This window comes from Achromobacter sp. E1 (assembly GCF_037039475.1).
Classification (GTDB): Bacteria; Pseudomonadota; Gammaproteobacteria; order Burkholderiales; family Burkholderiaceae_B; genus Achromobacter; species Achromobacter mucicolens.
The window spans coordinates 5817096-5828369 of sequence record NZ_CP146253.1; the positions used below are offsets into that span (position 1 = coordinate 5817096).

Sequence of the window (11274 nt, forward strand, 5' to 3'; positions counted from 1 at the left end):
ACTCGGAGGTCTGCCATGAAAACCCTTGCTACCGCATTGATGTTGTCCATGTCCGTTCTGGCCGCCGGCGCCCAAGCCGCCGAAGCCGACCAAGCCCCTACCCGCGCTCAGGTTCAAGCCGAGCTGCAACAAGCCAAGGTTTCGGGCCAATACACCTTCGGCGAAGAAGGCTACCCCGCCCCCATCGCCCAGCGCAGCAGCCTGACCTCGCAGCAAGTGCAAGCTGAACTGGCCCAGGCCAAGAATGCCGGTCAGGTCACCTTCGGCAACATGGACTACCCGCCCGTCGCGGCTTCGGCTTCCGCCTCGACGCTGACCCGCGCCCAGGTTGAATCGCAACTGGCGCAAGCCAAGACCGAAGGCCTGGTGACCTTCGGCAACATGGACTATCCCCCCCACCTGGGCAGCTGATCCACGGGCCGCGCCGGCCGTGAATCACAACCAGGCAGCCCTCTGGCCACAAGCCAGAGGGCTTTTTGTTTGACGCTTCGACAGATAAATAAGTCATATCGACGTTACTTAAAGCCAATTCGACATTTTTGCTGCTACAAATCGACAGCACTCCCGCATAGGATTGAGGCCACTTCCCTTCCCTCTCATTGCAGGAGCAGCATCATGTCCACGCACACCAAACCCATCGTTCTGCTGGGCGCCGGAAAAATCGGTTTCGCGATCGCGCTGATGCTGGAACGCAGCGGCGATTACTCGGTTCTGGTCGCGGACCAGGACGCCGGCCGCCTTGCCGTGCTGGCTGAACTGGGCTGCGAAACGCGTCAGGTAAGCGACGACGCGGGCGTGGCCCGCTGCATCGAAGGCGCTTACGCCGTGGTCAATGCGCTGCCCTTTCATCGCGCAGTCGCGGTGGCTGGCCTATGTACCAAGGCCGGCGTGCATTACTTCGACCTCACCGAAGACGTCGCCAGCACGCATGCGATCCAGGCGCTGGCCAGCGAAGCGCGCGGCGTGCTCATGCCGCAATGCGGCCTGGCGCCCGGCTTCATCGGCATCGTCGGCAACGCGCTCGCGCGCCGCTTCGACACCCTGCTGGACCTGCGGATGCGGGTCGGCGCGCTGCCGCGCTATCCGTCCAACAGCCTGCGCTACAACCTGACGTGGAGCACCGAGGGGCTCATCAACGAATACTGCAATCCGTGCGAGGCCATCGTCGACGGGCAACTGACCAGCGTGCCCGCGCTGGAAGGCTATGAAACCTTTGCGCTGGACGGCGTCGAATACGAGGCCTTCAACACCTCCGGCGGCCTGGGTACCCTGCCCGCCACGCTGCTGGGCCGCGCCCGCAATGTCGACTACAAGTCGGTGCGCTATCCCGGTCATTGCAGCATCATGAAGCTGCTGCTCAATGACCTGCGCCTGCGCGATCGCCGCGATCTGCTCAAGGACATCTTCGAGTCGGCCATCCCCACCACCGAGCAGGACGTGATCGTCATCCAGGCATCGGCCTCAGGCTATCGGCATGGCCGCCTGGAAGAAGAGTCGTATCCGATCCGCGTGTTCGGCGCCGAGGTGGACGGCCATCGGCTCAGCGCGATCCAGCTGTCCACCGCTGCCGGCATCTGCGCCGCGCTCGATCTGGTGGCGCACGGGGTGCTGGCGCAGCAGGGCTTTGTGGGACAAGAGGCCATCGGTCTGGATGCGCTCCTCACCAACCGCTTCGGCCGCATCTATGCGGGCAAGCCCCTGGCGCTGGCCGGCTGCGCGGTAGCCGACCGCTAGCGGTCCCGGGGCCGCACGCGCGACCAGCACGTCGCGCTAGCGGCGTTACGTCCAGCCTTCCAGGCGCAGCGTCGCACGCACCAGGCGCTGTTCTTCCTGCTCGATGTCCGCCAGGCTCTGGCGTACGCTATCCACATGGTCGGCCGCCGCCTTGCGGGCCTGCTCGGGCTGGCGCCCGATCACGGCATTAAAGAGCCGCGTGTGCTGCCGGTCGATCTGCCGCTTTTCCGGTTCGCGGTGATACAGGTTGTTCACGCAGGCGAACACCGACCCCAGCAGCAGATCCGTCAGCGATTGCAGCGTATGCACCAGCACGGGATTGTGCGAGGCTTCGCAGATCGCCAGATGAAAGGCGTGATCCAGATGCGCATGGGTGGCGGTGTCGGTGGCGGCGCCCTGCGCGGACACCATCTCGTCATACCGGCGCCGTATCATGATGAAATCCGCCTCGGTTCCGCGAATGGCCGCCAGCCGCGCCGATTCGGCCTCCAGCAACGACCGCACTTCCAGCAGGTCGTACAGCGTGCGCGGCTGCGAATTGAACAGATGCATCAGCGGGCCGGCGTCCACCTTCGAGATGTGTGCCACGAACGAGCCCTTGCCTTGCGCGGTGTGGATGATCTCGCGCGCGCGCAACAGCTTCAGGCCCTCGCGCAGCGCCGTGCGCGACACGCCAAGCTTTTCGGTCAGGCGCCGCTCGGACGGCAGGGCCTGTCCCGCCTTGAGCACGCCGTCCAAAATCAGGCGCTCTATCCGTTCGGCGACTTCATCGGCCACCTGACGGGGCTTTTCTTCGATTTCCGCGTGCATGCAATCTCCGCACCAGTGGTATGACCATGCGCGGTCGACGCTTGCGCGGGTCGGCCTTGCCTAGGTAAGTGGCTGATATCAAACCATAAAAATCGTCGCTTCGCCCGACGCTCGCGTCACAAACTGGTATGACCAGCTGGTTTGCGTATGGACATCGGCGCGGGCGCGGACGATGATGTCAGCACCCCTCACCCGGCGCGGCGCGCCGGTCTGCCTTACTTATCGCCAGAGATCCGCATGACTCAACGCATCCAGCACCACGGCCTGCAAGTGGCGGCCAATCTCAGTCAATTCATCGAACAGGAAGCGCTGCCCGGCTCCGGCCTGGATGTCGACGGCTTCTGGCAAGGCTTTGCAGCCCTGGTGCACGATCTGGCGCCGAAGAACCGTGCCTTGCTCGCCGAGCGCGACCGCCTGCAGGCCGAGCTCGACGCCTGGCATCGCGCCCATCCTGGCCCCATCACGGACCCGGCCGCCTACCGCAAGTTTCTTGAAGGCATCGGCTACCTGCTGCCGCAACCGGCCACCGTGCGCGCCACTACCGACAACGTGGACACCGAAATCTCGCAACAGGCCGGCCCGCAGCTCGTCGTGCCGATGTCCAACCCCCGTTATGCGCTGAACGCCGCCAACGCACGTTGGGGCAGCCTGTACGACGCCCTGTACGGCACCGACGCCATCCCAGCCACGCCCGGCGACACGGGCCGCGGCTACAACCCGGAACGCGGCGCCGCCGTCATCGCGCGCGCGCGCAGCTTCCTGGACACGGCCGCGCCGCTTGCGCAGGGCTCGCACGCCGATGCCAAGGGCTACACGGTCGAAGGCGGTGAGCTGCGCGTGGCGCTTGCCACCGGCGCAACCGGCCTCAAGTCCGGCGCGCAATTCGTCGGCTACCAGGGCGATGCGTCCGCCCCCACGGCCATCCTGCTCAAGAACAACGGCCTGCATTTCGAGATCCAGATCGACCGCGCCAGCACCATTGGCAGCACCGACGCGGCGGGTGTCAAGGACGTGGTGGTCGAAGCGGCGCTGACCACCATCATGGACTGCGAAGACTCGGTCGCGGCGGTCGACGCCGACGACAAGGTCCAGATCTATCGCAACTGGCTCGGCCTGATGAAGGGCGATCTGACCGAGGACGTCACCAAGGGCGGCAAGACCTTCACCCGCAAGCTCAACGCAGACCGCAGCTACACGCAGCCGGATGGTTCGGCGCTGACGCTGCATGGCCGCTCGCTCATGTTCGTGCGCAACGTGGGCCATCTGATGACCAACCCGGCCGTGCTGGACCGCGACGGCCAGGAAATTCCCGAAGGCATCCTGGACGCCGTCGTCACCAGCCTGGCCGCGCTGCAGGACCGCCAGAAGAAGCTCAATTCCCGCACGGGCTCGGTCTACATCGTCAAGCCCAAGATGCACGGCCCCGCCGAAGCCGCGTTCGCCAGCGAGCTCTTCGACCGCGTCGAAGACTTGATCCGCGTGCCGCGCAACACCCTGAAAATGGGCATCATGGACGAAGAGCGCCGCACCAGCGTCAACCTGAAGGCCTGCATCGAAGCCGCCGCCTCTCGCGTCGCCTTCATCAACACGGGCTTTCTGGACCGCACCGGCGACGAGATGCACTCGGGCATGGAAGCCGGCCCCATGATGCGCAAGGGCGACATGAAGTCCAGCGCATGGATCGCCGCCTACGAACGCAACAACGTGCTGGTCGGGCTGGACGCCGGCCTGCGCGGCCGCGCCCAGATCGGCAAGGGCATGTGGGCCATGCCCGACCTGATGGCCGCCATGCTCGAACAGAAGATCGCGCATCCCAAGGCGGGCGCCAATACCGCCTGGGTGCCCTCGCCCACGGCCGCCACGCTGCACGCGCTGCATTACCACCAGATCGACGTGCAGGCGGTCCAGCAGGAACTCGAACGCACCCGGCTGGACAGCGTGCGCGACGAGCTTCTGAATGGCCTGCTCACCGTGCCGGTCGGCGATCCTTCCAAATGGTCCGCCGCCGACATCCAGCAAGAGCTGGACAACAACGTGCAAGGCATTCTTGGCTATGTGGTGCGCTGGATCGACCAGGGCGTGGGCTGCTCGAAGGTGCCCGACATCCACAACGTGGGGCTGATGGAAGACCGCGCCACGTTGCGCATCTCCAGCCAGCACATCGCCAACTGGCTGCGCCACGGCATCACGAACCGCGATCAGGTCATGGAGACCTTCAAGCGCATGGCCAAGATCGTCGACGGGCAGAATGCGGGCGATCCGCTCTACCAGCCGATGGCAGGCAACTTCGATACCTCGCTGGCGTTCAAGGCCGCGTGCGCGCTGGTGTTCGAAGGGCTGACGCAACCCAACGGCTACACCGAGCCGCTGCTGCACAAGTACCGCCTGGAGTACAAGGCCGCACGCGCCTGATCCAGGCTGTGCAAGCGTGACCACGCCGGACGGCATTGCCGTCCGGCTTTTTTTTCGGCTGACGCTGCCCACAAAGCCGGTCGCGCAAGCCGTATCTCACGCCAGCACCCGCCCCGAATTAAAGGCAGCGACCTTTTCGCACGATCGTGCTAAATTTTCGCCATGACAGCAAAAACCGAGAAAAGCGAACTCACCTTCGCGGCGATCGTGAACACGGCGCTCGACATGGCCGCCGCGCAAGGTATGGAAAGCCTTTCGCTGGGCCAGGTCGCCAAGCGGCTCGGCATCAGCAAGAGCGGCGTGTTCTCGCGCGTCGGCTCGCTGGAAGCCCTGCAGCAGGCGGTGCTCGATGAATACGACCGGCGCTTCGTCGAAGCCGTCTTCACGCCAGCCATGGCGTATCCGCGCGGTCTGCCGCGCCTGAATGCCCTGGTTTCGCTGTGGATCGACCGCGCCAGCAATGTCGAGACGCTTACCGGCTGCATCTACGTGGCCGGCGCATTTGAATACGACGACGTCGACTCCCCGCTACGCTCGGTGCTGGAACACAACCTGAAACGCTGGCGCGCCGCCATGGTGCGCACGGTGAACCAGGCGCTGGAGGCCGGGCATTTGCGTCCCGACACCGATCCGCAGCAGCTGGTGTTCGAGGTCTACAGCCTGATGATCGGCTTGATGCACGACGCCCGGTTCCTTCGCGACCCGAAGGCGCACGAGCGCGTGAAGGCAGGTTACGAACGCCTCATCTCCACGTACCGCAGCTTCAAGTACATCGAGTAGTCCCACCTCGCCGGCTCCGTCCCGGCATTTACTTTCGCTAAATTTCGCACGACCGTGCGAATCTTGACAGGAGCATGCCATGTGGATTCTCATTCCGATAGGCGCATTAGGCGTATCCTCCGTCCTTTGGCGCCAGTGGCGCGCGCTGCTGCGCCAGTTGCCCGACCGCGCCGACCATCTTGTGCTGTTCTGAGGCCGGGCGCCCGGGAATACCGTCCGGTTTCCACTCCGCCCCACACACCATGACGCGCTCCATTCATCTGCTGATCGTCGACCCGCAAAACGATTTTTGCGACCTGCCCGACGCTTATCGGCCCACCGATCCCCTGACCGGATCGCCGGTCGAGCCCGCCCTGCCCATCGCAGGCGCGCACGCGGACATGCAGCGGCTGGCGCGCTTCATCGACGCCACCGCTCACGCGCTCTCGTCGATCACGGTCACACTCGATTCGCACCACCGGCTGGATATCGCGCACCCCACCTTCTGGCGCATGGGCAACGGCGACCCGGTGCCGCCCTTCACGCCGATCACGGCCGCTCAGTTGCGCGCGGGCGAATTCGTGCCACGGCATGATGACGACGTGCCGCGCACTCTGAACTACCTGGACGAACTTGAAGCCCGCGGCCGTTACACCCTGATGGCGTGGCCGGTGCATTGCGAAATCGGCACCTGGGGCCACAACGTGCATGCCGACGTGCGCGCCGCCTACGGCCGCTGGGAGGAAGACCGCCAGTTCATCGTGCGCAAGGTGCCCAAAGGCGCCAACCCCTGGACGGAACACTACAGCGCACTGATGGCCGAGGTGCCGGACGCCGACGATCCGCGCAGCCAGCTCAACCGCGGCTTGCTGGATTCGCTGGACCGCGCGGATCTGATTCTTGTGGCGGGCGAAGCGGGCAGCCACTGCGTGAAGGCCACCGTCGAGCACCTGGCCGAGCATCTGCCCGGCGGCAATCTGTCGCGCATCGTGCTGCTGACCGACTGCATGAGTCCGGTCGCGGGTTTTGCCAACGCGCAGGCCGGTTTTCTGCATCGCATGCGGGATCTTGGCGTGCAGCAACGCACCAGTACCGACATGGCGCGCGCGTTGGCGTAGAACCGCTGCTACGAGACCCGCGGGCCCAATGCCAACGGCCGCCCGCAAGCGCAAGGCGGCCGTGAATCAGTAAAAGGCGGGTGCCGAAGCACAACGTTCAGGCTGCGTGTTTCGTCGTCTTGCCTTCGCATTCGACGTAAAGCGCGCTGATCGCTTCGCACAGCGCCGGCGGCTGCTGAAACAGTCGCGACACCAGCAGGCAGCCCTGGATCGTCGCGAACACGGCGCGCCCCGCGGCTTCGGGCGTTCCGGAAAACTTCAAGGTGCCCTGCGCCGCGCCTTCGGCCAGCACGCGAGCCAACCACGCTTCGTGCGCGCGGAAGAATCCCTGCAACGCGCCGCGGACCCGCTCGGACAGGCTCATCACGTCGGCGGCCAGCATGCCGCCCAGACAGAGTTCACCGGAACCGCAAGCGGCCGATTCCATCATCGAGAGGTATTTCTCAAGCTGCGCCTGTGCCGGCAGCGTGGTATCGATTCCACGCACCGCGCCGAGTGCGCGCGTGCTGTAGGCTTCGACGGCTTCGTACAGCAGGTCGTCCTTGCCCGGAAAGTAGTAGTGGATGCTGGACGTCTTCACGCCCACATGCTCAGCCAGGTCGCGGTAGCTGAAGCCGTTGCATCCGCGCATGCGGATCAGCTTCTCGGCATGCGCCAGAAGCAATTCGCGAGTGGTGTTGGAAGTCGGAGTATCCATGGCTGCATATTACCTACTAATAGGTCGGCTCGTCATTGGGACGGTCCCTGATCGGTATTGCCGAAAGGGCCGCTCAAGCCGCCGACAGTGCCAGCGAACCCCGGCCGGGAATGATCCCGTTCCCGGGGTCCGCTTCAATTGCCATCTGCTTCAGCCTTGCACGGGCGGGTAGTTCAGTTCGCCGCCGTCGGTCAGGCCTTGGGCGCGGGCGGCGGCCAGTTCCTGCTTCACTTGGGCACGGGTCTTGTCGCCGGCGTGGGCATACGCGGTGGCGGCGTAGCCTTCTTCGCCCGACACCAGTTCACCGTTGGCGCGTGCGGCGGCCAGTTCTTGCTGCACCTGAGCGCGGGTCACCGTACTTTGCGTGTTCAAGGCGGGCGGGTAGTCCAGTTCGCCAGCTTGGGCGGCGCCGATGAAGGAAGCGGACAGGATCAGGGCGGATACGAGGGTCTTCATGAGAATGCTCCAGTCAGTGTGAGTTGCTGTATCGAAGTTGGGTTAGTGCTATCTAGTTGTAGATAGATAAGTGGCCGGAAAAAATCAGCCTTGAACGGGCGGGTAGTCCAGTTCGGCGCTGTCGGTCAGGCCCTGGGCGCGGGCGGCAGCCAGTTCTTGCTTCACTTGGGCGCGGGTCTTGTCACCGGCGAAAGCGATCGGGGCGGCGGCGTAGCCTTCTTCGCCAAACACCAGTTCACCGTTGGCGCGGGCGGCGGCCAATTCTTGCTGCACTTGAGCACGGGTCACGGTGCTTTGGGTGTTCAGTTCGGGCGGATAGTCCAGTTCGCCGGCTTGAGCGGCGCCGATGAACGAAGCGGAGAGGATCAGGGCGGATACGAGGGTCTTCATGAGAATGCTCCAGTCAGTGTGAGTTGCTGTATCGAAGTCGGGTTAGTGCTATCTAGTTGTAGATAGATAAGTGGCCGGAGAAAATCAGCCTTGAACGGGCGGGTAGTCCAGTTCGGCGCTGTCGGTCAGCCCTTGGGCGCGGGCGGCAGCCAGTTCTTGCTTCACTTGGGCGCGGGTCTTGTCACCGGCGAAAGCGATCGGGGCGGCGGCGTAGCCTTCTTCGCCGAACACCAGTTCACCGTTGGCGCGGGCGGCGGCCAATTCTTGCTGCACTTGAGCACGGGTCACGGTGCTTTGGGTGTTCAGTTCGGGCGGATAGTCCAGTTCGCCGGCTTGGGCGGCGCCGATGAACGAAGCGGAAAGAATCAGGGCGGATACGAGGGTCTTCATGGTCAATCTCCGAGATAAGTTAAAGTGTGCGTTTCAGTTGGCTATCTACTTGTAGGTAGATGTCGTGCGAAATAAAAAAGCGGTCCTACTGTATTTCTGGGTTCGGCGCCGGGCGGTTTGTTGGGTGCGCTGCGTCGATGGATGAATCTTACCTACTACTAGATAGACAGCGCAAGCGGTTTAAGTGAAACAATTTATTTCGTGGGGCAGATTGGCAACACGACTTGTACGGACCCCGCGGCACGCGCAACGCTGCGCTGGGCGGTCCGGCGACTCAGCCGACGGAGCCGCCCCACCCTGCGTCACGCCGACAGTGCGCGCATGACCGCATACAGATCCGACTTGCCCTCGAAGCCGATGCCAGGCAGATCAGGCATCGTCACATGGCCAGCTTCCACCTTCACGCCATCCGGAAACCCGCCGAACGGCTGGAACAGATCCGGATAACTTTCATTGCCGCCAAGCCCCAGGCCCGCCGCGATGTTTAATGACATCTGGTGCCCGCCATGGGGCACGCAACGGCTGGCAGACCAGCCGTGCTGACGAAGCATCGCCAATGTGCGCAGATACTCCACCAGCCCGTAACTGAGCGCGCAATCGAACTGCAGATAGTCTCGGTCCGCGCGCATGCCGCCGTAGCGGATCAGGTTGCGGGCATCCTGCATCGAAAAGAGATTTTCGCCCGTCGCCATGGGCTTGTCGTAGTAGTTGCGCAGCGTCGCCTGAAGCTCGAAGTCCAGCGGATCGCCGGCCTCCTCGTACCAGAACAGATCGTACTGGGACAGCGCCTTGGCGTACGCAATCGCCGTGTCCAGATCGAACCGCCCGTTGGCGTCGACAGCCAGCTTCTGGCCGTCCTGCAGAACGCTCAGCACCGAGTCGATCCGGCGCAGATCTTCGTCCAGCGATGCACCGCCGATCTTCTTTTTCACGACCGTATAGCCGCGGTCCAGGTAGCTGCGCATCTCGTCCTTGAGCTTGGCGTGGTCCTGTCCCGGATGGTAGTACCCGCCCGCGGCGTAGACGAACACGCGCCGATCGGGCTGACCATTGCCGTAGCGTTCGGCCAGCAATTGGAAAAGCGGCTTGCCTTCGATCTTCGCCACCGCGTCCCAGACGGCCATGTCGATCGTGCCGATCGCCACCGATCGCTCGCCGTGGCCGCCGGGCTTCTCGTTCCTGAACATTGCATCCCAGACCTTGTGCGGGTCCAGGTTGCGCCCCGTGGCATCCGTGAGCGAATCCGGGTCCGCCTCCAGCACGCGCGGGATGAAGCGCTCGCGCATCAGCTTGCCCTGACCATAGCGGCCGTTGGAGTTGAACCCGTAACCGACCACCGGCTTGCCGTCGCGGATAGCGTCGGTGATCACCGCGACCAGGCTTAGCGTCATCTTGCTGAAATCGATGTAGGCGTTGCGGATAGGTGAACTGATGGGCAGGGTCTGCTCGCGGATATCGACGATTCTCATGGCTTGTCTCCAGGTGGGGCGCATCGTGAATCGATAGATTAGTGGCGCATCCCTGCCCTAGAATTCACCCAAGTTCATTTGATTATTAACTTTCAGTGAAAGCGGACCTTGCCTCAGAGCTGCAATTCTTTGTGCTGATCGCGCGGCTGGGCAGCCTGGCCGCGGCGGCGCGTCAGCTGGACCTGACGCCTCCCGCGGCCACCAAGCGGCTCGCGCTGATGGAAAAGCGCCTCGGCGTGCGGCTGGTCAACCGCACGACGCGCAGCATCAGTCTGACCAATGAAGGCGAAACCTATCTGACTTACGCGACCCGGATTCTTGCCGACCTGCGGGAAATGGAAGACGTGGTGTCGAGCAGCAGCGCGCAACCGCGCGGCCTTATCCGCGTCAACGCCACGCTGGGTTTCGGCCGCACGACCATCGCGCCGCTGGTCTCGGACTTTGCAAGGCGCTATCCGCAGGTCCAGGTCGAACTGGAGGTGACCGACCGTCCCATCGACCTGGTGGAAGGCGGCTTCGACCTGGCCATCCGCTTCGGCGAACTCCCCGACAAGCGTCTTGCCGCGCGGCGCATCTTGACCAATCGCCGCTTTCTTTGCGCCTCGCCTCACTACCTGAAGGCGCACGGCACGCCAGCCACCCTTGCCGACCTCGCCCATCACCAATGCATTCTTCATCGGCAAAACGACGAAGCGCACGGCGTCTGGCGCTTCACGCATCAAGGCAGCGTGGAAGTGGTGAAGGTCGAAGGTGGGCTTTCCAGCAACGACGGTGACATCGTCCTGGGCTGGGCGCTGGAGGGCCACGGCATCCTGATCCGGTCAGAATGGGATCTGGCCAAATACCTGGAAAGCGGCCGGCTGCGGGTGGTGTTGCCCGATTTCGCGCTGCCGTCGGCCGACCTGTTCGTCTACTATCCGCAGCGCCGCAATCAGACGGCCCGCGCGCGCGCCTTCATCGATTTTCTGGTGCAGGCCTTTCTTCCGGCCGGCGCCCCACCGACGCCAGCCCCCGGGAAAAAGTAGCCGCCGCCACCGGC

12 protein-coding genes are annotated in these 11274 nt (G+C 64.0%); 6 read left to right on the forward strand and 6 right to left on the reverse strand.

Features of this window, described 5'->3' with window-relative positions; all coding sequences use genetic code 11:
* Window positions 1-15: 15 nt before the first annotated feature.
* Both V6V88_RS26855 and V6V88_RS26860 read left to right on the forward strand, forming a co-directional pair.
* Window positions 16-411 carry a DUF4148 domain-containing protein gene (locus tag V6V88_RS26855; protein WP_081100865.1) on the forward strand — a complete coding sequence of 132 codons (396 nt, stop codon included), beginning with the start codon at window positions 16-18 and terminating at the stop codon, window positions 409-411.
* 204 nt (window positions 412-615) lie between these two features.
* Window positions 616-1734 (forward strand): saccharopine dehydrogenase C-terminal domain-containing protein, encoded by a 1119-nt coding sequence (locus tag V6V88_RS26860; protein ID WP_223573647.1) that lies wholly within the window; start codon window positions 616-618, stop codon window positions 1732-1734.
* A gap of 45 nt (window positions 1735-1779) precedes the next feature.
* On the opposite strand, the gene glcC is transcribed toward V6V88_RS26860, so the two are convergent.
* Complete coding sequence (gene glcC, locus V6V88_RS26865) at window positions 1780-2544, reverse strand: transcriptional regulator GlcC (protein ID WP_063953670.1); 765 nt, start codon at window positions 2542-2544, stop codon at window positions 1780-1782.
* A gap of 237 nt (window positions 2545-2781) precedes the next feature.
* On the opposite strand from glcC, the gene V6V88_RS26870 reads away from it, so the two are divergent.
* The 3 genes from V6V88_RS26870 (at window position 2782) to V6V88_RS26880 (ending at window position 6833) form a co-directional block, all read left to right on the forward strand.
* Window positions 2782-4956, forward strand: coding sequence for a malate synthase G (locus V6V88_RS26870; protein WP_338617066.1), 2175 nt, complete (start codon window positions 2782-2784; stop codon window positions 4954-4956).
* 162 nt (window positions 4957-5118) lie between these two features.
* Window positions 5119-5736 (forward strand): TetR/AcrR family transcriptional regulator, encoded by a 618-nt coding sequence (locus V6V88_RS26875; RefSeq protein WP_056327123.1) that lies wholly within the window; start codon window positions 5119-5121, stop codon window positions 5734-5736.
* A gap of 242 nt (window positions 5737-5978) precedes the next feature.
* Window positions 5979-6833, forward strand: coding sequence for a cysteine hydrolase (locus tag V6V88_RS26880; RefSeq protein WP_108696302.1), 855 nt, complete (start codon window positions 5979-5981; stop codon window positions 6831-6833).
* 97 nt (window positions 6834-6930) lie between these two features.
* Here V6V88_RS26880 and V6V88_RS26885 read toward each other — a convergent pair whose 3' ends face one another.
* The 5 genes from V6V88_RS26885 to V6V88_RS26905 all read right to left on the reverse strand — a co-directional run bounded on the left by V6V88_RS26885 (window position 6931) and on the right by V6V88_RS26905 (window position 10235).
* Window positions 6931-7530: a TetR/AcrR family transcriptional regulator gene (locus V6V88_RS26885; protein ID WP_062838822.1), complete on the reverse strand. Its 600-nt coding sequence runs from the start codon at window positions 7528-7530 to the stop codon at window positions 6931-6933.
* Between the two features lie 150 nt (window positions 7531-7680).
* Window positions 7681-7986: a DUF4148 domain-containing protein gene (locus V6V88_RS26890; protein WP_062838821.1), complete on the reverse strand. Its 306-nt coding sequence runs from the start codon at window positions 7984-7986 to the stop codon at window positions 7681-7683.
* Between the two features lie 84 nt (window positions 7987-8070).
* Entirely contained in the window at window positions 8071-8376 is a 306-nt protein-coding gene (locus V6V88_RS26895) for a DUF4148 domain-containing protein (protein ID WP_062838819.1), read from the reverse strand.
* A gap of 84 nt (window positions 8377-8460) precedes the next feature.
* Window positions 8461-8766 (reverse strand): DUF4148 domain-containing protein, encoded by a 306-nt coding sequence (locus V6V88_RS26900; protein ID WP_062838819.1) that lies wholly within the window; start codon window positions 8764-8766, stop codon window positions 8461-8463.
* Window positions 8767-9068: 302 nt separating this feature from the next.
* Window positions 9069-10235: a mandelate racemase/muconate lactonizing enzyme family protein gene (locus tag V6V88_RS26905; RefSeq protein ID WP_280001494.1), complete on the reverse strand. Its 1167-nt coding sequence runs from the start codon at window positions 10233-10235 to the stop codon at window positions 9069-9071.
* A gap of 95 nt (window positions 10236-10330) precedes the next feature.
* Here V6V88_RS26905 and V6V88_RS26910 point away from each other — a divergent pair, with 95 nt between their 5' ends.
* Entirely contained in the window at window positions 10331-11260 is a 930-nt protein-coding gene (locus V6V88_RS26910; protein ID WP_338617068.1) for a LysR substrate-binding domain-containing protein, read from the forward strand.
* Window positions 11261-11274 lie beyond the last annotated feature (14 nt).